Here is a 22,004-nt window from a genome sequence, read left to right as displayed (position 1 = left end):
GCCTGCCGGGAAAACTTTGGCGGATCGTTCTTTATGTCCGATCACGAAGCTCGGCCTGCGCCCCTGTTCTTTTTGCAGGTCAGATAGCCAATACATGCCATCGAGGACACAACGGCCGAATTTGAGCGGCGCACAACGGCATGTCGATGTGCGTCGCTCGGTTGCGATTACGATGCAGTTTTGAATTGAGTACGCACCGCGATTTTGCGCGCTCGTCGCCGCATTGCCCCGCCGGCAAACCCGAACCCAAAGATCATCATCGACCACGTCGACGGCTCGGGGACACTAGGCGCAAACTGGCTGTAGATCGCCGCCGTCGACACCGACCCGTAGGCCAAGGCGTCCTTGCTCAGATTCCAGCCCATTGCGTCGTACGCCGCCAGATCAAGGCCGGTAACTTCGCCTGTTTGGCCATAACAGAAAGTCGGATCCATGATTCCGTTGCCCACGCTACAGGCTTCTGCGTCTTCCCAGTGAGACGCCTGTTGCCCGTCACCATTGTAACGACCCGTCGAAAACGTGTTGTCGAAGAGCGCGCTATTGCCGCCATTGATCGAGAAATACTTCATCCCCCCGACCGAGAGATCAAGTGACGGAGCGGACCCCAACAGGATGTCGGTTGGATCGGCGCTGTACCGGAACATGTCCAGAGCGCTGTAAATCGACGTATCGTTCAGGCTGTAACCCAAAGCACCCGACCCTGGGCCGTCGCCGATCCCGTAGACGTCAAGTAAGTCAACCCCCGAGACAAAGCCCAACGCATGACCGATCTCATGAATGGCCACCCCGATAAAGTCGAAGGTGTTTGCTGATATGCCGTCGGTTGGATTGAAGTCGAAACCAAAATCGCTGCTGAACGTCACGTTACCGTCGCGGGTCGTCGATGACAAACCGGTATCGCCGCCAATCGCCTTGATGACCGACGTATTCAGATACAATGTCCGGCTGCTTGTTGTCGCCCCATTGTTGTACGCCAGTTTACTCAAGTCATCGTTGGTCACACCGTCGACCGTCGTCGTACCGTTAGTGATGAAGCTCGCCGCGCCGTTGGTCAACGTCGGAAGCACGATGTTCTGATCGATATACGATCCGCTCTTTGTCGAATTGACCCCCGCTTCCCAGTTCGCGATCGAATAATCTGCTCGCGTGCTGCCGGTCGATCCGATGATGCCGGGTCCAAGCGCGGAAAAGCCGACCCCCAGATTGATGACGGCTGTATTGGTGAACATCGACCCCCAATAGGAAGCCGCAATCTGGAAGCCCATTTCCGATTTGGAACCAGTTACGCCGCCCAGATCGATGAGGTTAATCGTGGCAGCGCCTGCAGGAGCAGAGATGAGGGCAATCATCGCCGCGCCGTACCCGAAAAGACTTTTAGCCCGCATATTCACACCCCAAAAATATGTCCGAAGCGTCGTCCGCGGCGCTTATGATTAACAGCATGTTAACTCAATCCTGTTGACCGGCAGCGGCTTTGTCAACGCCCAAAACCACGTTTGAACGGTTGGGTCAGTTGTGTGATTTAAATGCATCGGCCATGCACAGAAGGGCGTGGTTTCGGCGCCATGAGAGGATAGACCAGCGACAATGCCCGCAACCATAAACTTGAAGTTGACGGCGAGGCTGGCGCAATTGAAAGCAGCGCTGAGCCGGCGTGATCGCGTGGCGACGAATCGCGCCGTGGTAACACTGCTTGATGAGCAAGCCCCAATCGGCGAGCATTGGAAGACAATTTCGCATCTAATGCAGGTCAGTGGCGAATATACGCTGGCACTTCGCGCAATCGATGCATTTATCGCTTCAGCCGCCAACCCGGCTATGGCGCGATATTCAAAGGTCGTGCTTCTGACACAGGCCCACCGGCAGCAGGATGCGCATGATCTATTGATCCAGCTTCCCGAAAATGTACCTGACCGCGCAGGCCATGCCTATGTTCTGGGCAACATTGCGCTGACGCTGGGGCATTCCGACGCCGCGCGCGGGCATCTTCTCAATGCGCTGGAACATCGCCCCGGGTGGGGACCGGCCTGGCTCTCGCTCGCCAGCACGGGAAATCTTGCAGAGGATAGGATGGCCGAACAAATGCTCGCCGAAGCTGCTGCCGCTGAACGCCAGGGTCCCGCCGACCTGGCCCGATATTGCTACGCACGTGGTAAGCTGCATGCCGACCGCAAGGATCCGGCAGCCGCGTTCTCGGCCTATTTGCGAGGTGCCGCGTTGCTGAAATCAGAGACACCGTATAGTCGTGACGCCAACGCCGCCAATGCACTTTCCGCGATGACGGGCTTCGATGCGGAATTCTTCAAGCGAATGCAAACGCATGCGACCGCCGATACCGACCGCCCGATTTTCGTCACGGGCCTGCCTCGGTCGGGGACAACGCTTGTTGAACATATACTTGCAAGCCACAGTCAGGTGCACGACGGCGGAGAACTCAACGTCATCCAGCATGTAGCCGTCACTGCCGGTGGCGTATCAGGCCACGCCATTGATCAATATCTCGCCGGGGGCGGCACGCTTATCGCGCTCGGCGACCTGTACCTGCATCTGCTGACGGAGCGCGCCGGATCTGCCGGACGGATCGTTGACAAAACCATCGATGCCAGTCGCTACCTAGGCCTAATCGCGACGATCTTCCCCAACGTCCCGCTCATCTGGATGCAGCGCGATCCACTGGATAACGCGTGGTCCTGCTTCCGTACCTTCTTCATTCACGGAGTCGGGTGGAGTTTCGATCTCGACGACATTGCGCACCATTTTGAACTCGAGGCAAAACTGATGGCCTTCTGGAAGCGACGGCTTGGTGACCGACTGTTGATCGTTCCCTTTGCCGACATGGTGGGGAAACCGGCACTCTGGACGTCGAACATTATTTCGCATTGCGGACTTGGCGAGGAAGATGCGGTGCATACGCCACATCTCACCAAGCGCCGCGTCAGTACCGCCAGCGGACTTCAGGTGCGTCGTCCTATAAATACGGATGGACTTGGCGTGGCCGAACCCTATCGCTCATTTTTGCGCCCTTTCACTGATGCGATCGCGAATTGTACCGGACCCATTGATGCAAGAGGCTCGATCTGAATCAGGCTATGTAAGGAGGCCGTAGATGAGCGACGTGTACTCGCCGACGCACAAGCAAGGCCGGCCCCGGCAAAATATTGCGGCTAAACATCTCCCACTGCCGCCCGAGCCAATTTGCGATTAGCTGGCCGAATGCCGGCCCAAGGCTCATTCGGCTCATGCAACGGGACACGACCGCTGCTCATCGGCGCGCAAGTGGTAGCCGGGGCCATCGATCTGCCGACTTTACGCCGTCTAGTCGCAGCGGCTTTCAGCAAGCCTCGGACGAGCTGAATATGCCAGAGCCACTTAATCGGAGGCAGGCGGTAGGGCTTGGGGCTGTCGTCGTGGCTGGCTGGGCAGTCGGGCAGGTGCTGCGTCGCACGGCTCCAATCGGTCGGGATGTTGGGGCGACCGCCGACCTGATCCTGACCAGTGGAAATTCACCCGAGCAAGGTCCAGCCGATGCGACGCTCCGGCTTGCCGTCTTCACCGATTACCGCTGCCCCGCCTGCCGTCATGCCTTCCACGCTTTGGAAGAGGCGGTGGAACGCGATAGCAAGGTTAGGGTCATCTATAAGGACTGGCCGATCTTCGGTCCACCGTCCGAACGTGCTGCGAGCATCGCGCTCGCCTGTGCCGAACAGGAAATCTATCCGGCCATTCATCGCCAACTGATGACCGACAGTCGTATAATCGACGACGACATGCTGCGAGACGCCGTTACCAGTGCTGGAGGGGACTGGCAGCGCGCGACGAAGTGGCTTGCTTTACATGCAGAAGTCGTCGCCGCGCGCTTGCGTGCAAACGGCCAAGAGGCCTATTCGATCGGTCTGACCGGCACCCCGGGCTATCTTGCCGGACGTATGCTGGCGATGGGAGCGATCGAGACAAGTGACTTTAAACGGCTGTTTGCGCGGGCGCGAGCGGACGGCTGATGATCGGGGAAGATGCAAACATGATCGAACGCCCTGTCGGAAGAAACACGTAAGTCGTAACATGCAGGATCGGCGATCGCGTCTTGAGACGATCAAGAGGCTGTCGTCGGAGGATATCCTTCTGTCGTGCACGAGTCAGTGACGACAGGTCGACCTTCTCAGATACGCTCCTGACCCAAGTATTTATGTCCGACATTTTGAGTGACGTAGATCCTTCCGCGACGAAAACGGTTGCCCGGATTTATGACGCGGGGTGTGCAACATGCTCGCCTAGCGGACGTTAATGGCCGTGTCTAAAGTGCACGGCGAACCAGGGAACGGCGCATGGAAGTAAACACCGAGGGCGAAGACACGGGCTCAGAACGACGTGAAATACACTTCCTTGCGGCCCTATTGGACGAGTTGATGCGAAAGATGCTCGCAGCCGGCGCTCTGACGCAAGCCGACTTAAACGAGATAGAATCAGCCGCAGCTAAGCGGGTCGGTGGGCAGCCGCGTGCTTGGTAGTTTCCGGCTTCTCCCAACACGGCAGTGATGATCTTTGCAAACTGTGACGAGGTATTCCCGATCAGCTTTGTGATCGAGCGAAAGTCTGCGCCAGCAGGTAGCTTAGATGGCGTAAAACACCTGTTTGTCGCATAGTCGTGATTACGACCGGGTTTTCCGCACACCCAATCGATGAATGACGATAAATGGTGGTCAACGGACCGGCTGCTTTCGGGAGGGCGGGTAGCGATAGCCGACCTTAAGCAGCTGCCGCCCTTCCCAAAAAGGGTCGGATTTCGGGAATGTCCGGGTTGACTGGAATCAGACGCTCCTTGCGGTTCGGCGGCTTAATTAGCGGGCAAGCGGTGCGCCGTAAAATTAGAGATGCTTTCGGCAGTGCCGGGATCGCGGTTGGCCAATACGACGATCGTGTAGCCGTTCTGCAAGAAGTGGAATAACGAACCGCTCATGCCGGGTGCTCCGCCACCGTGACCAATATACGGGCCGATCCCTGCCATTGATCCACCGAAATCAAAATGGGTAAAATGCCCGCCGCTAGTTTTCAATCCACCGTCTTTTAACCTCTGAAACGTTTCACGTCCCAGTAGCTGGTAGGAAGTCAGACCGTTAACAAACCTATTGAAATCACCTACTGTCGAATAGCCTCCTCCAGCGGAGGTGCCACTGAACGGAAGGGTATCATCCGCTCGCGAGATTTTAGTACCAGACCCCATATAACTCACGGCCCGACGAGGTAAGATTGAACGCTCAGGATCATTACCCGTCGACGTCATTCCTGCTGGCGCGAATACATATCGTCGGGTGTAGTCATCGTAGCTAAGCCCAGATACGGTCTCAACGATTCGACCCAGCAGGATGAAGCCATAGTTGCTATACGAGGAGCGGCTGCCGGGATCGAACTCTAACGCACGCGAACCATACAGCGCGACGTAATCCGTCAGAGTACGCAGCGAGCTTTTTCGTCTATCAAATTCCGGCCCAAAGATATCACCGGTTCCGCCCGTGTGTGTAAGGAGGTGAGCAACAGTGACCTTCGTGGCAACGTCCGGGTTTGGATAACCGGTCAAGTAGCGGCCAATGGGAGCATCCAAGTCAATCTTATTCTCTTGAACCAGTTGCATTATGGCTACGGCCGTGAACATCTTGCCCATCGAACCGAAGCGGAACTGCGTATTGAGAGTGTTTGGTTTGTGGTTCGTTCTATCCGCTAAACCATACGCCTTTTGAAAAAGTATGCGTCCCGAATGAGAAATCAGAACTGCGCCCGAAAAATGGTCTTTAGCCGCTTTGCCACCTACACGCTCTTCCACAGCTTTGACAAGCATACGAGACGTGAGCGGTTCTGGTCTCACGTAGCCAAGTGGTGCTTCGTCGGTTAGAAATGCGCCGACAAATTCAGGTTTTTCGGAGACGGTTGCATTTAGTCTAAACTGTGTAACGGCGAAAGAATCCGCGTTCCTATCAAAGACCCAAATGTATAGGTTGTTATTATCAACGGATTTTACACCGCATAGTTGAAGGTTGCTTAGAAAGCTCCTCATTTCCAACCACTCGGCCGGGCCACCGGGAATCTTTGGTCCTCCATCATTGATTAAGGCGATGAAATCGTCGTCATTCGCCGTTTTAGAAGCTTGAAACCAAGCTTCAGACATCCGTAGCGCGGAAACAATTGAGGGAGGTTGAGTTCCAGCAGTCGGTTCAACTCCGTTGCAGATTGGCAACGACGAAGATGGCTCCGAAGGGCTCGTAGAAGCTAACATCATCGCGAGAATAGGAAGGAGCATCCACCAGCCTTTTCGTTGTGGTTGGGTGTATCCTGATTGGTTTGAAGCTTCTGTGCCAGCGATTCCGACGATCGACGATCTATTGATCGGCCGGTTTTAGCGATAGCGGTCGAGCCGGCTTTCCCGAAAGCGAACGTAGATCGGGGAGTCTCGCCGCCTCGATCGCGCTGACGAACGCCTGCGAGTTTCGCTTTCCCAAGATCTGTTCCCAATTTCTCTTTCCCGAAATAGCCAATCGGAGACGGAGAAACGGGAAAGATCGCGCTGAACGAATGGCCGTTATTATTGGGCGCCCGGATCGCCAGCCTGAACGTCCGGGTTTGGGCGAAAGACGAATACCCGGAATTGGCGGGAAGCGGCCCGGCCCCTTTCGGAAGGACCGAGACGTTAGGGGAGCGACCTGACGGTCAAGACCGTCATGAAGGGTCGGCGCGCTCGACTAGGGCACCCCACCAACGACGGCCCCATCGAAGCCACAACAGAAATACAAGCGCTAACACGAGGAAGGGCGGCCCAAGTCCGGCTACGACCCAGAGCAGAGCGGCGAGCGTCAGGCCGATCGAGCCCAGCGCGGTATCGCCGGCATCGCGGAACCGGTCGATCAACCCCGTTCCCCGGCCGGTCCGATACGCGAAGGTCATCGGCGTGTTGGCCAGGCTCTCGCGCTGCGTCGCCGCTTGGGCCGCGGTGGCACGAACGGGTTCTGCAAGCGCCGCCTGCTGACGGAGAAGCTCGGTACGCTCGCGTGGCGAGAGGTCAAGGCGGGCGAGTTCCCGCGTGATGCGCGCACGGTCGCTGTCCAGATCGGCCTGTTGAAGGGTCGTGATGGCTGCCTCGGAGGCAACGTCGGTACCGCTGATGTCGGCGCCGGTTAGTGTCGCGCCCATGCTCTCGGCACGCTTGACACCGTCGCGGCCAAAGGTCCGGGCGATCGACGCCGCGACCTTGACCGCCAAGCTGGCGTTCACGTCGCCTTGGCGGTCAACGCTATAACGTAACCCTGTTATGCGACAGCGCGCGGTACCGAGGCTTTCGCACGCGCGGGCATGGTCCTCCTGCAGATCCCCTATGCGCGTCGAGGGCAAGACCAAGGAATAGCTGTAGTCGAATGCCACGCCGGCGATCGCGTTGCCGGCGACGTCGGGCTCCCCTGCGCTGCCCTCCGGGGCGCGGCTGCATCCGGCGAGCACGATCAGGGCAATGCCCGTAACAAGCAGCTTCATCGGTGCGCTCTCCCTGCAATTTTAATCACCATCGGATGCATGGGGATTTGCGTCAAGCATTGTTCTATCAAGTTAAGGCGCTCTGAAACCGATAACCTTAGCAGGGGCTCACGCTTAAGGACGTCTTGGCGACGCGTTGTTCGTGCTAGCGGCTGAGGCTGCCGAGCATGCTTGTCGGACGTCCGATCGCAGCCGGTCGACTTCCGAGTGAGCGGGGCGGCCCAGGAGCCTCAGAACGGCACGACTTGGTCGATTGCGGACCTTCGAATGGCCGTCGGCCGCTGCTACCAGAGGATATGGTCAGTTATCACGCCGAGCCTGACAAGGAAGCCTAGTGCCGCGCCAACGCAAAGAAGGGCCACGTATAGGGGCCGGTCCCGGCTAAGGGCGAAATGACACCCTAAGCCGAATGGTAGGCCGGTCGAGCCCGTCTAGACACGTGAATGGATCCGTCACTGTCATGGTTGGGTGACGAAACGGACCGGCCCCCGGGGGGCAATTAGCATGGCGGGGGGCGATCCGGCGCGGACGACAAACTGATCTAGCGGAACCGCATCGGTAGGTGCGGTTGCAGCAAAAACTTGGACGAGCCGGTGTCCATCGGTTGGAATAAGCGTCTTGGGAATGGACAACGGTTCGCCACCAAGATCGCCTAACCAGGAAGGACGGCCATAGCGATAGGTGCGTCGAGGGTGGACGACTTGCAGGTCAACCGCCCCGGCATATTGCCCGAGCACCAACGGCCGGTCGCCCTCGAACAGGATACCGTCGCTATTTTTCACGCGCGCGGCTGCCATATAATAAGACTGGCGAGTAGAGGCTTGCACCTCGGTCACGGTGGTCTGGTCGATTGTCAGCGGGTTGATGCCGGTCATTCGCTTTAGCCGTGCGGCCATCCACTCGATCTTGCCACCGTTATCTTCATCAAGCGCTGCCTCGGCAACGTGGCTGTGGCCTACATAGATCAGAAGCTTGGCTGTAGGCAGGCGCCGGTGGATTGCGGTAAGATTATCCGCCTCGGCCTGTTCTCGCGCTTCGATGCTTTGGCGTCGTGGGAGACGTCCCTTGGGCCGCTGTAGGCTGTTCTGTTCATATGACACCGGCTCGTAACCGATAGCGAGTGCGTTGCGCAGAAACGCGGCATATACCGGGTCACGAGTATAGAAGCCGGTGCTGATCCGGACGAAGCGATCGTGGGCGAGCCGTTCCACAAGGGTCGGCTTACCAGCATAAGGGGGTTCGTTGTCGAACGTCTCCGCCGCAAGCACCGAATAGCCCAACGGGCGCAGCGCCTGCGCGACCCGCCAGGCAAAGGCACGATCGCGCGGGTGGCTATGCGCTTCATTGAGGATCACGATGCCCGTGTCTCGCGCGCGGCGAACAATCTCCGCGATCGCGTCACGCCCGACTGAACCCGCGATTGCCTTGTCCCAATCGGTGTCAGCGGGTCTAGGCGGCCGAGACTTGTCGAGCGTTGCCAGATCAAGCTCGTTGGTGACCGCCGAGCTGACCTGCTCCCACATCTGGAACGCGTATTCGTCAGTGGCTTTACCGTGCGTATTGAACGCGGCAACGGCGAGTTTGTCGGTTGCTTCTAAATAGCGACCATTGTCGTACGCAGCCATTGCAGTAACCACCGGGCCACCGGGCTGGGGCACTTGCGCCCAAAGCGGCGTAGCAAAGACGATTGCCAGCCCTATAGCCACTCTCATTCGGCTGCTCCTCATAATCCCGATGCCGAAGATGGATCGTCTTCCAACGCACGTCTAGTCGGCATCAGTTTGTCTCGACCGGCCCCTGCTCGAAGCCCCTGCTGATAGGTCAATCAAAGGACTCCTTTGGCCAAGCTTCGGGTCAGTTCAAAGGGCGAGAAGTGTCTTAATGCCGCTCTCAATGATATCCGGAGGGTACCGCTTATTCCGCCGTTTCGATATCGGGAGCCGTCTCCATCCGCGCCCGCCCGACGATCGCAGCGACGGCGTTCTTGCTGAGACTGAGATCGCGGGCGATCCAGCGATAACCGCGGCTCTCGGGAATGAGCGCCAGCACTTTGGGTGCCAAGCGGTCGGACTTAGGGCGGTAGCCAACCTGCCGCCCAAACTTCCGGCCCCGCGCCCGTGCCGCGGCGAGTCCGGAGCGAACTCGCTCGCTCAGCATGTCGCGCTCGAACTGCGCGATGCCAGCCAGCATCGTTGCCATCATCCGGCCGTGCGGCGTATCGACCTCGAAGGTCATGCCGCACATCGCGACTACCGACAGGCAGCCCGACAGCGGGTTGGGCGCACATTCTGTTCACCGGCGAATACCTCTGGCCCAAGAGCACCACCGCTTAGGGTGTCATTTCGCCCCTAGCCAAACCGATCCCGTATACGGCGATGGCTCGTGTTCGGCTTCGACGGTCGGTCTGGTAGCTCATGTCTGATCGCTTCGTAGCAGCATCTGCGTAAAGGTGGACGATCAAACCGATGTCCGCGATTGGTGGTTAGCTGCCGCTCGCCGTTCGTGGCCCGAAGTAGATCACCGCCGCCCCAACAAGGCAGATTGCTGCCCCGAGGAGGTCCCAGCGGTCAGGCTTCGTGTCCTCAGCGAACCACAGCCACGCGACCGCCGATGCGATATAGACGCCGCCGTAAGCCGCATAGGACCTGCCTGCCTGATCCGATTGGGGAAGGGTTAGGAGGTACGCGAAAAGGCATAGCGAGAGGATGCCGGGAGCGATCCACAGCGCAGATTTCCCGAGCCGCAGCCATGCCCAGAAGGCGAAGCACCCGGCGATCTCAGCCAGAGCGGCTCCAATGAAGGCGAAAGCAGTCATTTTGAAGCTTTCGCAGAACCGACGAACGTCGGCAAATGGGCAGAAGCCGTCATTCGGTCCGCATTGCCCCGACAGCTCAAAGGCTGATTTCGCGCCGGGCCATTTCAGCAAAGGCATACTGCGCGATGGCCGTCTGGGATCTCTCTCTAAAAATGTCGGCAAGATCGAGCAGGTCCTCGTCTCCGAGTTCTATGATCGACATTTCAATCTGCAAGAGACGCTTCATGGCGCCCGCGTTCTGCGCTGCTTCCCGCTTCATCCGTATTTTCAGCATACGATGATCGTACCACCAATGGCATGCGTGTGGCCGATCCCCAAAACTCGGCGCCCTCGTGTCGTGAATGTTCTAAATTTCGCGACAGCATACCGATGCTTGTGTTCTCTCATAGACCGGTGTCGCTAAAATCTGTTGCATAATGCATTAGTTCCGATACAGTTGTGCGACATGTTGATTGGTTACGCCCGTGTGTCCACCGATGACCAGGATCTTCGGCTGCAACGCGCCGCGTTGAAGGAGGCCGGATGCAAGCGGACGTTCGAGGAGAAGATCTCGGGCGCAAAGCGTGACCGACCCCAGCTTGCCAAGATGATCGAGCAGCTGCGCGATGAAGACACGGTGGTGGTGACCAGGCTGGACCGGCTGGCACGCTCGACCCGCGACCTGCTCGATATTGCCGAGAAACTGAAGGAGGTAGGCTCCGGCTTGCGCTCGCTGGCCGAGCCCTGGGCAGATACGACCTCGCCTGCGGGTCGCATGGTGCTGACTGTGTTCGCTGGCATCGCCGAGTTTGAGCGCGAGTTGATCCACCAGCGCACCAGTAGCGGTCGGATGGCAGCGAAGGCGAGAGGAGTGCGCTTCGGGCGCCCGCCCAAGTTAACTGCCGAGCAGATTGCACTAGGCAAGCGGCTCGTGAGTGAAGGCACATCGGTGCGTGAAGCCGCCAAGCTGCTCAAATGTCATCATGCCACGCTCTACCGCGCGCTGGCTGCCGCGGCGCAGACCGGATGATGCCGTGCATGCCGCGTCCTAACGCACTGCGATCGGAAGCCTGATGCCGATCCGCCTCGAGCACGTGTTCCTCTATCCGATCGACTGGCCACAGATCTCACACCACGTCCGCTTCGTGCGCGCAGGGGGATGCTGCGAGCATTGTGGACGGCCGCATGGGCAGAAGGTGTTCCACCTCGGTGACGGCCGTTGGTGGGATCGCAGCCGGAGATACTGGCGCAACGGCAAGGGGCGGCGCACACGACGTCCGAACGAGAACATCCTGCTAGAAGGACGCTGGACCCCGGTGGTACTCGCCTGCGCGCACCTGAACCATGATCCCAGCGACAGCGCGCTCGATCAGCTCGCGGCGTTATGTCAGCGCTGCCACATGATCCATGACGGTCCCGAGCACCGTCGCCGGCGCTGGATGAACGCGCACTACCGACGCGCGCTGGGCGACCTTTTCCACGGACCCTACCCGCTGCTGGGTGCCGACTGGATCGGACCTACCCCCATCAGCATGCTCGATGACAGCCGGTCGCTATATGCAAACTTTTGACCACTGGCGTTGCTGAGCCGCAAGGCAACACCGAAAGCCTGCTCCGGCTTGCGATTGCTGCAGATGGGCTGTACATACAATATTGTAAACGCAGGAGTTGGTGTGTCGTTCGAATGGGATGACCGAAAAGCTGTATTCAACCTCGCCAAGCACGGTGTGTCATTCGAGCTGGCCAAGGAGGTTTGGAACGACCCTCTTCATGTCATTATCCCTGACCGCGTCGAGGGCGCCGAACAACGATGGCATGCACTGGGCTTGGTGGGACCGATTGTCGTGCTGGTCGTCGTACATAGCTATCCCGACGCCGGTGACGAGGATCGCATACGCATCATCAGCGCCCGCAAGGCAACAAAGCAGGAAAGGTACCGCTATGAGCAAGAAGGCGCTTAGCCCCGAATTACAAGATCAGCTCAACAATCTGGCAGCGATGCCAGACGATCAGATCGATACCAACGACATCCCGGAAGCTTTACCCGAAGCTTGGCTGCACGCGCGACAGCCCGGTCTGTACCGGCCGATCAAAAAGCCAGTTACACTTCGCCTTGATGCCGATGTGGTGGCCTGGTTCAAAGAACACGCACAGGGTCGTGGATATCAGACAGACATCAACCGCGTGCTACGCCGCTATGTGTCTGAGGCACAGGCCTGACGCAGGGTTTAGACACCCGGTAACCCGCAGACGAGCATGACATGAGCATAGGTGTAAAATTGGTGGATACGGTCTTACCCCGCACTACCGTACGCCTATCAATCGGCTGATTATGCAATGGTGCGTCATTCATTAGCTCTGATCCCACACCACGATCGTCAGCGTCTCGTCGGCCGAACACCTCGCAAGCTCATCCCGCTCAATCGTGATTTCGTGCGGTTTGCGCATTGGCACGTCCTCATCTGACGGCAGCTCATGACCAAACAGCAGCGGCACGATCGATCCCGCCGGTGCCGTGTAGATGTCGGGATAGCCACCCGACTTGACCCGACGCGCCGCGCCCGCCGCCACCAACTTATCCAGCCACCATGTTCCCATCGCGCCGACCTTCCAGTTAGCCAGCACTGCATCGCGGTCGTGCTTCAGCAGGTACTCTTCGGGCGTCATCCGGGTGACCGTAATCGACCAGCCAATCATAACCTGACTCCTGCTCTGACGCGTACTGTCGACGGCTACGCGCCCTCCTCAGCATCGATCTTGATAGTACACCGTGCTGTGTCGCGACTCTTGATAGCGACTTTCCGGCATTTTTTTATTTCCTCACTGTTCTTCTGAATGATGTTCCAGCCATCGACCATCACGTTCCAGTTTTTTGGCGAATCTGCGATTAGCAGACGCCGCCCCGCATCCCACATGGGCAAATGCAGCGTCCGCGCCGCCATGCGTTCGGGCCACTGCCAACCAGCCGGCGCGACCTCGCGCGCGACAAGGCCCGGTAGGATAGCCCATGCGAGGATGCCAATCGTCACTCCGCCCAGCCCGAACCATAGCTGCCGGTTTTTCTGATCGTGCCTATTCCATGCCGAACCAGCGATGGCGCGCAAATCAGCCATAACGCGGGCCTTATCCTCGCCCGCCTTGGCGAACGCCGCCTGATCCTCGCGCCGGGCAACGCTGCCCGCTGCGGCAATCCGCTGCGCCATCTGCTCGGGCGTCATTGCCAGGGCCGGACTCCGCGCGATCACGTCGTTGATGACCGCAATCTGATCGGCCGTGGCGTCCACGCCCTGCTGCATCCGACCCAGCGTCTCGGAATAGTCAGGAACGTCGATATGCGCCCGCTCGGCTGCCAAACCTTCCACGGCGCGCCGCAACAAAGCCAGCTCACGGTCCTGGCGTTCTACCACAGCGCGCAACCGGTCGAACGCCTCTGCGGGATCACCGCCATCTTGAATATCGTCGTCCATCATCGCCTACCCACTCATGCCACGGTCGCGGTCACGCCCGATGCTGACCGACTGCGCCAGTTCCTGCCCGATCGACCGGCCCCACTCCATGCTCAACGCCAGTTCGGGAGCGCGTCGCGTCAACGCAGATTCGAGCTGCGGGTCTCGATGCAGCCCACCCGCGATGCCCTCCATCCGCTTACCCAGCTTCTCCGCGCCCTCACGGTCGCCAGCACGCTTCATGCTGGCGTGCGCTTCCTTCATACCCTGCCACTGTTCCACGAACCGGCCCGCGCGTTTTTCCGGGTCGGTGCGGACCTGGCGTTCCGCCTCCATCGCCTTGGCCGCGCCGGCCGTGTTGCCTTCGACCACATCTCGCGCGAGACGGGGATCGCGCTTGATCGCGCTGGCGAGGTCGCGCGCGCCATGCGGTCGCACCTGGTCGAGTGCGTCACCGGCTTTCGCCAGCGCCTGTTCCTGGTGCGCCAGCACCGGCAACCCCTTGTCCCGCATCCGGCCTATATCGGCTGCGGCACGTCCATAGCGTTCGATCGCGCGCGCCTGCGAAGGTGCCAGCGTCCGATCAGCCGCGACGCGCTCTGGCGACGTCGCTTTCTCGATCGCCGGTTTCGGCCGGAAGCCATCGAACATGCCCCGCGCCTTGTCGCGGACCTTCGCCACCACCTGGCGCGCGAGTTCCGGGAACCGGATCTCGCGCCGATCGGCGAACGCCCGCGCCTGATCATGCTGGGGGCGGGCGTAATCGCCCGCCATGTCCTTGCCCCGGTCGCGCGACAGGGCACGGACGAGCTGGCGCTGATCGGCGAAATCGTCGCGGCCATAGTGAAGCTGCACGTCATCACGGTGCCGCGACATGCCGACATAGGCGCTGTGGCGGTCCATGCCCGGGGTCGCGAGGACGTGCGCCTGATCGACCGTCACGCCCTGCGATTTGTGGAACGTCGCCGCATAGCCATGATCGACATGGGCGTAATCCTTCAAGTCGAACGCGACCCCGCGCCCGTCATCGAGCCGCACCGCCATGCCCTCGGGCGATACCCGCGCGATCGTCGCCAGCGTCCCGTTCTTGACCCCCATGCCGCGCTCGTTGCGAAGGAACATGATGCGGTCGCCGGTCGCGAACTGGCGCTCGCCGCGCTCGGCCTTCACCGTCACGTCGTCGCCAAGGTCGCCGCTCGCGCGCAACTGACCCCGCGCCTCGCCATTGAGGCTCTGCACCTCGGCGTTGGTGTGGGTGAGAATGATCCGGGTGCTTCCGGGTTCGGCCTGACGCGCGCGATCCCAACCGTTCACCAGCTCGCTCCGCGCCTGCTCGCGGGTGTCGGCCGCGTGGACCATGCCCTTGCCATCATAGGCGTGGATCGCCTCGCCGCTGCGCCCGGTCGCCAGCGCGCGCGTGGCGTCGCGCTGCCAGTCTTCGCGCTGCCGGCGTATCTCGGTGATCTCGGCCGCGCCGTGGCGTTCGGTGATGCTGCGGAACGCCGCACCCGCCTCGATCGCCTGCAACTGCTCGGGATCGCCGACCATCACGACCTTGGCCCCGGCGTCACGCGCCTGGCTCAACACGCGCTCCATCTGGCGCGAGCCAATCATGCCGGCCTCGTCCACCACCAGCACGTCCTTGGGACCTAACTGCTCACGTCCCTGCCCCCATGCGTGTTCAAGGCTCGCAATGGTACGGGACTGGATGCCGGACCCGCCCTCAAGGTTCTCGGCCGCGATGCCCGATAGCGCCGCGCCGCGCACCGTGTAGCCCTCCCGCTCCCACGCCTCGCGAGCGACGCCAAGCATCGCCGATTTACCCGAACCGGCATAGCCAACGACGGACGCCAGCCCTGCGTCGCCGGTGACGTGATCGAAAGCGTCGCGCTGCTCGCCGGACAGGACAAGGCCACGGCCCTCGGCCGCGCCGGTCGCCGCGTTACGATGCCGATCGGCGACGCCGTGCTCGCCCCGGCCCGCCAGCTCGTCGCCGGCGCGCTCAAGCCGGTTCTCCACCGCGATCATGTCGCGGGACGTGAACCGCTCTTGGTCGCGTCCGTCCTTCCCTAATGCGACCAGCTCGGGGCTGGCACGCACCGCCCCCATCACCTGGTCGAACTGCTCCTTGCCGTCGCTGTGCCGGAACGCGAACGTCGCAAGGTCCCGGACGGTGAACGTAGCCTGCTGCCGCGTGATCGCGTCCAGCGCGACATTGGGATCGGCGATGATCTTCGCGCCGTTCTCGCGGGCGATGCGCGTGTGATCCTCGATCCGCTCCGCCTCAAGTCCCTGCTCCGGCCTGCGCGATGCTGCGGGTCCGATCTTGTGCTGCGGCTCCAGCCCGATCCCCTGCGTCTCGTAACTGCGATGGTCGATGCGGCCCTCAAGCCCAAGCTCGGCCATGCGCTCGTTGACGTGCGCGCTCCACGCCTCGCGCCAGTCCTTTAAAAGCTCGGTCGAGTTCCAGTCGCGGTTCTTCTTCCCGAACCCCTCCGGCCCCACGTCGCGCATCGCAAGCATGACATGCGCGTGCGGCTTGGGCGTGCCGTCCTTCGCCTTGTCCCAATGCACGTTCAGGTCCGCGACCATGCCGCGTTTAACAAACTGCTCTTTGACGAAATCACGAGCGAGCGCGATGCCCTGCTTCTCATCCATCTCGCGCGGAATCGAGAACTCTACCTCACGAGCAAGCTGCGCGTCCTTACGCTTCTCGCCTGCCTCTACCTCGTTCCACAAGGTTGCGCGGTCGTTTAAACGCTCCGGCGCACCCTGCGGCAACATCACTTCGGAGTGGATGACGCCGGCCTTGTTACTAAAATTGTGATCACGGTTAAGCCGGTCGTCGTGCAGCTCGGATGCGGAGCGATAGGCGGCGCTCGCGATGGCGCTCGATCCGTTTGCACGGCTCACAACCTTGGCGGAGAAATGGTAGATCGCCATGACACTCCGCACACTGCCCTACTTAGCGCATGTCGGCAACGACGTATAAGCGCGCACTCACAATCTGCTTCGCTCCCTGTGGTTGACTTGGTGCCGCTTTTTGCTCGTTCTGGCTTTACCCATAGATCGGTCACGCTAAGATGCTGCTGGTCGATACGCGGAAGGGTAAAGGCAATGCGGAAGGTTCGCGATTACGATGCCGAACTGAAAGCGCTGGGTGACAAGGCCCGCGCGCTCAAGGCTAAACGGGTCGAACAGCTCGGCCAGCTCGTCGCCGCCACGGGTGCTGATGCACTCGATGCGGAAACACTCGCCGGCGTGCTGCTCGATGCGATCGGATCGAATGATGCGGGCGCGAAGGAGGTATGGCGCGCGAAGGGCGCAGCCTTCTTTCAACGGCGCGGGCGCAAAGGTGGCGGTGCTGCTGCAATCGACGGATCGGGCGCTGCGACTGAACCGGGCGGCGACGCTACGGGCGGAAGCAGCGGAACGGCGGACAGATAGCAGGGGCTGGGTCGTGCAACGCCGCGAACGCACACGCCATCTGATTGAACTGGGCGGACTGGTCCAGAAAGCCGGCTTGGTTGAGCTGACGGACGACGATCGCGCCACCCTTTACGGCGCGCTGCTCGATCTTGCCGGGCGTGGTCGCGGCGACGAAGCCGGCAACATGCTGGCGCTGTGGAAAAGACGCGGAAAACGCGCGTTCGATGCGGAGGCTGAAGGGAGCGAAGCGCAATGAGCGATTTCGATATCGAGGCAATCCGTCGGCAAGTCCGCGCGATGGATTTCGTACGCGGCACACCGGCGGAAATCGCCATGTGGCACGAGGACATGGCGGACTCGCGCGCTAACCTGGTCATCGAGGACATGATCCCGACGCCCAACGACGATGCGTTCTTCGCAATGATGCTGGACGAGGGCGTGCCCCCTCCCCTCGTCTCGCAAATCCTGCTCCGGCTGCTCGATCATCCCGACGCCGATCGCTCGTTGCCGATCACGCCCATCTCCGCCCCTGCCGTCGCGGGGATGGGTTCGGAAGCGGTTTGAGATGCCGGCGTTCGCCTATGCCCGATCTGGCACCGCCGATGTGGAACTGGCGGTGCAACTCGCCAGCCTGATCGACGCAGGCTGTTCTGATATTGAGATCGACCGGACGCATGGTCGTCACCCGCGCGATCTCCGACGACGTGCGGCGCTTCTCGAAACATTGGGCCCCGGCGACACGGTTATGGTCTACCGCCTCGACTGCCTCGCCGTTTCGGGCGTCGATCTCATCACGACAATGGCCCGCATCCGATCTCGAAACGCGGTGCTGCTGACAACTGCCTCGAACGGCCCGAACAGCTTCTGCGATGATACGATCGACGCGATCACATCGGCCTTCGATGCTTTGGCGAACGCCATGCCAAGCGACGATCGCCCCCCTCGCCCGGCCGGTCGATCCGCCATCCTCGGTCCCGCCGACTGGCCACAAGTACAGAGAGATTGCGAGGCCATGAGCGCGACCGCCGTGGCGAAACGGTACAAGGTCAGCCGATCGACGCTCTACAATTATATCGATCGGATGCGGCAGGGATCAGACATTGTGAAGCGGACGACGTAATGCCCAAAACCGGCAATAGGACCGAACAAATCGCGGCCTTCGACACCGGCCCCTTGCTGCGGACGGTGGATGATCTGGACGTGATGCGCGATCACCTCAAAGGCGATAATTTCAATGCATCGGAGATGCAGCACGACCTGCTGCGCCTGCACGGATTAGCCATGCGCTTCGTCAATGAGGGGCACACCGATCCGGTCATGGCCGAGGAAATGTTCGACCTAGCGGCGGACCTTGAATGTCGCATCCAAGACATGTCTGACGCGCTGGCGAGGATGCTTGTTCCGATCCGCACGCTGCAAGCATTGGAGCCGAGCGATCAGGAGAGACCGGGTTTTTGATGTGCTCACCTTTGCAGAACGCTATCATATTCTGATCTGAGATATTCCGAGCGTAACGACGCCACGGTCATTACGCTCCCGCTGGGGAAGTAGCATGGGCCTTGCGCGCGCCACCCGTAATCTCGCCCGCACCGCCCGTGCCAATCCGATGTGGGCCTTACTCGGCATCCTGCTCGCCCCTTTCCGGTTCGCCCGGCACATTATCGGCGTGGTCCTGTTCACGATGGTGCTGTTCGTGGCGCTATTCCTCCTGCTGATGCTGGCGATCTGGTACTTCGGCCTCGATAAGAACGGCGCTGTCGCTCAGTTTGGCGTGTTCGGGATCAGCGGTGCCGTAGTGCTGATCATGGTCTGGATGTTTGTCCTGCCCCTGCTTCGTCGGTTCGACTATAGTGACAGCGCCGACACGCATGGTTCGGCCCGCTTTGCCACAGCCGGGGAAGCCCAGGCGCTCAACGACGATCACGGCCTGCTGATCGGTCGCGACGTGAAGACCGGCAAGCAGATGCGCTATGCCGGTCCCGCCCATCTGCTGACGATCGCCCCTACCCGCACCGGCAAGGGTGTCGGCACGATCATCCCCAACCTGCTCGAATATCCGTTCGCGGTCGTCTGCATCGACCCTAAAGGCGAGAACGCCCGCATCGCCGCGCGCCAGCGCGGCAAGTTCGGCGCCGTCCATGTCCTTGATCCGTTCGGCGTCACCGGCTTGGCCTCGGCGGCGTTCAATCCGCTCGATCGCATCGACCCGCACGGCCTCGATCTCGCCGACGATTGCATGACCCTAGCCGATGCGCTGGTCCACGACGCACCCGGCGAGGCCGGCGACGCGCATTGGAACGAGGAAGCCAAGGCGCTGATCGCCGGCATCCTGCTCCACATCGTCACCACCGAACCTCCCGCCATTCGCACCCTGGACACACTGCGTGACCGGCTGACGCTCGCCCCGGCTACATTGGCGGCGCAGCTCGCCGCTATGCAGGCGCAAGGGGGGCTGGTCGGGCGAGCCGCCAACCGCCAGCTTGGCAAATCCGACCGCGAAGCGGCCGGCGTGCTGTCGGCCGCGCAGCGCCATACCCACTTTCTCGACTCCCCGCGCATGGGGACGGTGCTGGGCAGCTCGGATTTCACGTTCGCCGGGTTGAAGGATGCGCCAGCGACGGTGTTCCTCGTGCTGCCGCCCGATCGGCTCGCCAGCTATGCTCGCTGGCTGCGCTTGATGGTCGCGCAAGCCCTGACCGAGCTGGCGCGCGCACCGGGTCGCCCGCCTTGGCCAGTGCTGTTCCTGCTTGACGAGTTCGCGGCGCTCGGCCGGCTTGAACCGGTCGAACGCGCGATGGGGCTTATGGCGGGCTATGGCGTCCAGCTCTGGCCGATCCTCCAAGACGTCCACCAGCTCCGCGCGCTCTACGGGCAGCGCGCCGGCACTTTTCTATCGAACGCCGGCGTCCTCCAGGTGTTCGGGGTCAATGATCAGGACAGCGCCAAGCTCATCTCCGATCTGGCCGGGCAGGAAACCGTCGTGTTCGAGACGATGAGTCGCGCGATCGACACGGAGGAAAGCGGCCTCTCGTTCGGGCAACAGCATGTCGGCCGCGCCCTGCTCACCCCCGATGAAGTCCGCACACTCCGCCCCGATCGCCAACTCCTGTTCCTCGCCGGGCAGCGGCCGATCATCGCCGCCAAGCTGCGCTACTATGCTGATCGCGAGTTCGCCGGCCGGTTTGATCCGGCGTAATCGATCGCCGCTAAATCGATGATCTGCGAACCAATGGCCGGTATAAGATGGCGAGCCTCGCGATCAGCATCTCGAACAGCAGGCGATGAAACCCGGCGCACCGGCAATCCTGCGCTGGGGGCCTGTCTGGCGAGCGATCTACGCACGCTCGCTAGGCACCGTGCTTATCGTCCTGTTTCTGCTGTCGTTCGTTATGCAGTGGACCCAGAGCGCCGCTGTCGCCGCGCAGGAAGCGCGTGAGTATGGCGAAGTCGCACCTACCGTTTGGGGGTATCTCGGTGATCCGCAGCTCTGATTCGAGTCTTTCCAGAACTGGCAGAGCGAGTTCCTTTCGACGGCGGTCCTGGTCGTTCCTTAGGCGCTGACTCGATAGCGCCCATGCCGATAAGCATGCTCGATGGTAATCCCCCTCCTCATTCGTGCCGGCGATAGAAAGCGGCGATCGCAACTGCCGGACACGGCCACCTCAAAGCAGCAGCGAATTATTGAAATGTACGCCACTAAGGCGTACATAGGACCAAGAGCTAGAGGAGGTGTGCCATGCTTGGCTTCCAGGATCAGGTCGGCGCCGTTGACGAGCGCAGCAGCGAACGGATGAACTTCCGCACCAAGCCGCGCATCAAGCAGGCCATCCAGCAGGCTGCCGCGCTCTCGGGCGTGGACGACTCCGTCTTCACCATGAACGCGGCCTATCGTTCGGCAATGGAGACGATCGCGGCGCATGAGCGCACGAGCTTGCGGCCGATCGACCATGCCGGCTTCTTCGCCGCGCTCGACATACCGCCGGCCCCCACCGAGCGACTGCGAACCGCCTTTGCGCGCCATCGCGAGACGATCATCAGTCGGTGACCGCAGCCGAGACTGCAAAACGCATCGTTATCGAGCCGCTCGATCCTGCCAGGCATGATCGAGCGGCTTTCTCGTGTGGTATCGACCAGGTCAACAACTTCTTCCGTCGTACCGCCAACAAACTCACCAAGGCGGGCAACATCCGCACCTTTGTTATGACGGGGCCCGAGAACGAGCTGATTGGCTTCTACGCCACCAATGCCCACGCCATCGACTATACCAAATTGCCTGAGCGGTTCGCCCGCACCCGCCCTGCCCATGGGAGCATTCCGGCAGCCTATATCTCGATGATCGGCGTCGACAGCCGGTTCCAGGGACAGGGCTATGGCGGCGATCTGTTGGTCGATTGCCTCAAGCGGCTGGTCGTGGCGGCCGATGCGCTGGGGATCGCTGTCGTCATGCTCGACGTGCTGGACTGTGGCGACCCCGACACGGTGGCGAAGCGCGTGGCGCTCTATACCGGCTATGGTTTTGAGCCACTGGCGTCCAATGGCTTACGACTCTTCCTGCCGATCGCGACGGTTCGAACGCTTACGCAGTCATGAGCATGAGGGGTCGACAGGCGGCGCAGGGGACGTTGTTTATGGGTTTCGGCTCGACGACCATGTGCCTGCTGATCATCTGTTGCGTCTTTGGCGAGCAACCGATCCACAGCCTGATTTGGGTTCGCGGACCAAGGCTGGAAGCGCAGGCGGCTTCCCCTGAAACGCTTGCAGTCGGGGCGAGTAACTGCCTTCCCGAAATCCGCGTCCTACTAAGCTGGCATCTTCTGCCTCTT

General features: G+C 60.9%; 24 protein-coding genes and 1 pseudogene. 15 read left to right on the top strand and 10 right to left on the bottom strand.

Annotation, left to right across the window (positions count from 1 at the left end):
- Nucleotides 1–167: 167 nt before the first annotated feature.
- On the bottom strand, nt 168–1,349 hold the full coding sequence (locus NEF64_RS18760) for an NF038122 family metalloprotease (protein ID WP_192143058.1): 1,182 nt from the start codon (nt 1,347–1,349) through the stop codon (nt 168–170).
- Nucleotides 1,350–1,611: 262 nt separating this feature from the next.
- On the opposite strand from NEF64_RS18760, the gene NEF64_RS18755 reads away from it, so the two are divergent.
- Together NEF64_RS18755 and NEF64_RS18750 are read left to right on the top strand one after the other, a co-directional pair.
- Nucleotides 1,612–3,081, top strand: a complete 1,470-nt coding sequence (locus NEF64_RS18755; RefSeq protein WP_252575017.1) for a tetratricopeptide repeat-containing sulfotransferase family protein — start codon at nt 1,612–1,614, stop codon at nt 3,079–3,081.
- 275 nt (nt 3,082–3,356) lie between these two features.
- Nucleotides 3,357–3,998 carry a DsbA family protein gene (locus NEF64_RS18750; RefSeq protein ID WP_192143054.1) on the top strand — a complete coding sequence of 214 codons (642 nt, stop codon included), beginning with the start codon at nt 3,357–3,359 and terminating at the stop codon, nt 3,996–3,998.
- Nucleotides 3,999–4,831: 833 nt separating this feature from the next.
- Here NEF64_RS18750 and NEF64_RS18745 read toward each other — a convergent pair.
- From NEF64_RS18745 to NEF64_RS18720, 6 genes and pseudogenes are all read right to left on the bottom strand, one after another.
- Entirely contained in the window at nt 4,832–6,289 is a 1,458-nt protein-coding gene (locus NEF64_RS18745; protein WP_252575016.1) for a serine hydrolase domain-containing protein, read from the bottom strand.
- 416 nt (nt 6,290–6,705) lie between these two features.
- Nucleotides 6,706–7,512 (bottom strand): hypothetical protein, encoded by an 807-nt coding sequence (locus tag NEF64_RS18740; RefSeq protein ID WP_252575014.1) that lies wholly within the window; start codon nt 7,510–7,512, stop codon nt 6,706–6,708.
- Nucleotides 7,513–7,970: 458 nt separating this feature from the next.
- Nucleotides 7,971–9,137, bottom strand: a complete 1,167-nt coding sequence (locus tag NEF64_RS18735) for a hypothetical protein (RefSeq protein ID WP_252575012.1) — start codon at nt 9,135–9,137, stop codon at nt 7,971–7,973.
- A gap of 289 nt (nt 9,138–9,426) precedes the next feature.
- Nucleotides 9,427–9,789: pseudogene (locus NEF64_RS18730) on the bottom strand (recombinase family protein); the annotation flags it as partial.
- 205 nt (nt 9,790–9,994) lie between these two features.
- Nucleotides 9,995–10,327 (bottom strand): YnfA family protein, encoded by a 333-nt coding sequence (locus NEF64_RS18725; protein WP_252575082.1) that lies wholly within the window; start codon nt 10,325–10,327, stop codon nt 9,995–9,997.
- Between the two features lie 76 nt (nt 10,328–10,403).
- On the bottom strand, nt 10,404–10,586 hold the full coding sequence (locus NEF64_RS18720; protein WP_252575005.1) for a hypothetical protein: 183 nt from the start codon (nt 10,584–10,586) through the stop codon (nt 10,404–10,406).
- A gap of 186 nt (nt 10,587–10,772) precedes the next feature.
- Between NEF64_RS18720 and NEF64_RS18715 the strand changes: the two genes are divergently transcribed.
- The 4 genes from NEF64_RS18715 (at nt 10,773) to NEF64_RS18700 (ending at nt 12,526) form a co-directional block, all read left to right on the top strand.
- On the top strand, nt 10,773–11,336 hold the full coding sequence (locus tag NEF64_RS18715; protein ID WP_252575002.1) for a recombinase family protein: 564 nt from the start codon (nt 10,773–10,775) through the stop codon (nt 11,334–11,336).
- A gap of 43 nt (nt 11,337–11,379) precedes the next feature.
- On the top strand, nt 11,380–11,877 hold the full coding sequence (locus NEF64_RS18710; RefSeq protein WP_235516303.1) for a hypothetical protein: 498 nt from the start codon (nt 11,380–11,382) through the stop codon (nt 11,875–11,877).
- Nucleotides 11,878–11,979: 102 nt separating this feature from the next.
- Complete coding sequence (locus NEF64_RS18705; protein WP_236559438.1) at nt 11,980–12,267, top strand: BrnT family toxin; 288 nt, start codon at nt 11,980–11,982, stop codon at nt 12,265–12,267.
- The gene (locus NEF64_RS18700) at nt 12,248–12,526 is read left to right on the top strand and encodes a BrnA antitoxin family protein (protein WP_082446612.1); all 279 of its coding nucleotides are present in this window, start codon (nt 12,248–12,250) and stop codon (nt 12,524–12,526) included. Before NEF64_RS18705 ends, NEF64_RS18700 begins: the two co-directional genes overlap by 20 nt.
- 132 nt (nt 12,527–12,658) lie before the next feature.
- Here the strand turns inward: NEF64_RS18700 and NEF64_RS18695 are convergent, their stop codons facing one another.
- Genes NEF64_RS18695 through traA form a run of 3 tightly spaced genes read right to left on the bottom strand, consistent with a single transcriptional unit; the run spans nt 12,659 to nt 16,695 of the window.
- Nucleotides 12,659–13,003, bottom strand: a complete 345-nt coding sequence (locus NEF64_RS18695; protein ID WP_156360266.1) for a hypothetical protein — start codon at nt 13,001–13,003, stop codon at nt 12,659–12,661.
- 35 nt (nt 13,004–13,038) lie between these two features.
- Nucleotides 13,039–13,776, bottom strand: a complete 738-nt coding sequence (locus tag NEF64_RS18690) for a DUF6118 family protein (RefSeq protein WP_156360267.1) — start codon at nt 13,774–13,776, stop codon at nt 13,039–13,041.
- A gap of 3 nt (nt 13,777–13,779) precedes the next feature.
- Nucleotides 13,780–16,695, bottom strand: coding sequence for a Ti-type conjugative transfer relaxase TraA (traA, locus tag NEF64_RS18685; RefSeq protein ID WP_252575000.1), 2,916 nt, complete (start codon nt 16,693–16,695; stop codon nt 13,780–13,782).
- A 174-nt stretch (nt 16,696–16,869) separates the two neighbouring features.
- On the opposite strand from traA, the gene NEF64_RS18680 reads away from it, so the two are divergent.
- From NEF64_RS18680 to NEF64_RS18640, 9 genes are all read left to right on the top strand, one after another.
- Nucleotides 16,870–17,199, top strand: coding sequence for a conjugal transfer protein TraD (locus NEF64_RS18680; protein WP_252574998.1), 330 nt, complete (start codon nt 16,870–16,872; stop codon nt 17,197–17,199).
- 13 nt (nt 17,200–17,212) lie between these two features.
- A complete protein-coding gene (locus NEF64_RS18675; protein WP_133192513.1) occupies nt 17,213–17,437 on the top strand; it encodes a conjugal transfer protein TraD in 225 nt (74 codons plus the stop codon).
- Nucleotides 17,434–17,745 (top strand): hypothetical protein, encoded by a 312-nt coding sequence (locus NEF64_RS18670; protein WP_056405697.1) that lies wholly within the window; start codon nt 17,434–17,436, stop codon nt 17,743–17,745. Before NEF64_RS18675 ends, NEF64_RS18670 begins: the two co-directional genes overlap by 4 nt.
- Nucleotide 17,746: 1 nt before the next feature.
- Nucleotides 17,747–18,301 carry a recombinase family protein gene (locus tag NEF64_RS18665; RefSeq protein WP_252574996.1) on the top strand — a complete coding sequence of 185 codons (555 nt, stop codon included), beginning with the start codon at nt 17,747–17,749 and terminating at the stop codon, nt 18,299–18,301.
- Entirely contained in the window at nt 18,301–18,639 is a 339-nt protein-coding gene (locus NEF64_RS18660) for a hypothetical protein (protein WP_252574994.1), read from the top strand. Before NEF64_RS18665 ends, NEF64_RS18660 begins: the two co-directional genes overlap by 1 nt.
- Nucleotides 18,640–18,733: 94 nt before the next feature.
- On the top strand, nt 18,734–20,377 hold the full coding sequence (locus NEF64_RS18655; protein ID WP_252574993.1) for a type IV secretory system conjugative DNA transfer family protein: 1,644 nt from the start codon (nt 18,734–18,736) through the stop codon (nt 20,375–20,377).
- 85 nt (nt 20,378–20,462) lie between these two features.
- Nucleotides 20,463–20,672 (top strand): DUF6766 family protein, encoded by a 210-nt coding sequence (locus NEF64_RS18650; RefSeq protein WP_056405701.1) that lies wholly within the window; start codon nt 20,463–20,465, stop codon nt 20,670–20,672.
- 245 nt (nt 20,673–20,917) lie between these two features.
- Entirely contained in the window at nt 20,918–21,226 is a 309-nt protein-coding gene (locus NEF64_RS18645; RefSeq protein WP_252574992.1) for a type II toxin-antitoxin system TacA family antitoxin, read from the top strand.
- Nucleotides 21,223–21,771, top strand: coding sequence for a GNAT family N-acetyltransferase (locus NEF64_RS18640; RefSeq protein ID WP_252574991.1), 549 nt, complete (start codon nt 21,223–21,225; stop codon nt 21,769–21,771). The genes NEF64_RS18645 and NEF64_RS18640 overlap by 4 nt, the downstream gene beginning before the upstream one ends.
- The last annotated feature ends 233 nt before the right edge of the window (nt 21,772–22,004 follow it).

The organism is Sphingomonas aerolata, from assembly GCF_023935825.1.
Lineage (GTDB): Bacteria > Pseudomonadota > Alphaproteobacteria > Sphingomonadales > Sphingomonadaceae > Sphingomonas > Sphingomonas aerolata.
This window is presented reverse-complemented; position numbering and strand designations above follow the sequence as displayed.

Excerpts from the sequence above, each read along its gene's own strand:
- NEF64_RS18760 (WP_192143058.1), bottom strand. The coding sequence starts at position 1,349 with ATGATTGCCCTCATCTCTGCTCCTGCAGGCGCTGCCACGATTAACCTC.
- NEF64_RS18750 (WP_192143054.1), top strand. The coding sequence starts at position 3,357 with ATGCCAGAGCCACTTAATCGGAGGCAGGCGGTAGGGCTTGGGGCTGTC.
- NEF64_RS18745 (WP_252575016.1), bottom strand. The coding sequence starts at position 6,289 with ATGCTCCTTCCTATTCTCGCGATGATGTTAGCTTCTACGAGCCCTTCG.
- NEF64_RS18740 (WP_252575014.1), bottom strand. The coding sequence starts at position 7,512 with ATGAAGCTGCTTGTTACGGGCATTGCCCTGATCGTGCTCGCCGGATGC.
- NEF64_RS18735 (WP_252575012.1), bottom strand. The coding sequence starts at position 9,137 with ATGGCTGCGTACGACAATGGTCGCTATTTAGAAGCAACCGACAAACTC.
- NEF64_RS18725 (WP_252575082.1), bottom strand. The coding sequence starts at position 10,327 with ATGACTGCTTTCGCCTTCATTGGAGCCGCTCTGGCTGAGATCGCCGGG.
- NEF64_RS18720 (WP_252575005.1), bottom strand. The coding sequence starts at position 10,586 with ATGAAGCGGGAAGCAGCGCAGAACGCGGGCGCCATGAAGCGTCTCTTG.
- NEF64_RS18715 (WP_252575002.1), top strand. The coding sequence starts at position 10,773 with ATGTTGATTGGTTACGCCCGTGTGTCCACCGATGACCAGGATCTTCGG.
- NEF64_RS18710 (WP_235516303.1), top strand. The coding sequence starts at position 11,380 with ATGCCGATCCGCCTCGAGCACGTGTTCCTCTATCCGATCGACTGGCCA.
- NEF64_RS18700 (WP_082446612.1), top strand. The coding sequence starts at position 12,248 with ATGAGCAAGAAGGCGCTTAGCCCCGAATTACAAGATCAGCTCAACAAT.
- NEF64_RS18695 (WP_156360266.1), bottom strand. The coding sequence starts at position 13,003 with ATGATTGGCTGGTCGATTACGGTCACCCGGATGACGCCCGAAGAGTAC.
- NEF64_RS18690 (WP_156360267.1), bottom strand. The coding sequence starts at position 13,776 with ATGATGGACGACGATATTCAAGATGGCGGTGATCCCGCAGAGGCGTTC.
- traA (WP_252575000.1), bottom strand. The coding sequence starts at position 16,695 with ATGGCGATCTACCATTTCTCCGCCAAGGTTGTGAGCCGTGCAAACGGA.
- NEF64_RS18680 (WP_252574998.1), top strand. The coding sequence starts at position 16,870 with ATGCGGAAGGTTCGCGATTACGATGCCGAACTGAAAGCGCTGGGTGAC.
- NEF64_RS18670 (WP_056405697.1), top strand. The coding sequence starts at position 17,434 with ATGAGCGATTTCGATATCGAGGCAATCCGTCGGCAAGTCCGCGCGATG.
- NEF64_RS18665 (WP_252574996.1), top strand. The coding sequence starts at position 17,747 with ATGCCGGCGTTCGCCTATGCCCGATCTGGCACCGCCGATGTGGAACTG.
- NEF64_RS18660 (WP_252574994.1), top strand. The coding sequence starts at position 18,301 with ATGCCCAAAACCGGCAATAGGACCGAACAAATCGCGGCCTTCGACACC.
- NEF64_RS18655 (WP_252574993.1), top strand. The coding sequence starts at position 18,734 with ATGGGCCTTGCGCGCGCCACCCGTAATCTCGCCCGCACCGCCCGTGCC.
- NEF64_RS18650 (WP_056405701.1), top strand. The coding sequence starts at position 20,463 with ATGAAACCCGGCGCACCGGCAATCCTGCGCTGGGGGCCTGTCTGGCGA.
- NEF64_RS18645 (WP_252574992.1), top strand. The coding sequence starts at position 20,918 with ATGCTTGGCTTCCAGGATCAGGTCGGCGCCGTTGACGAGCGCAGCAGC.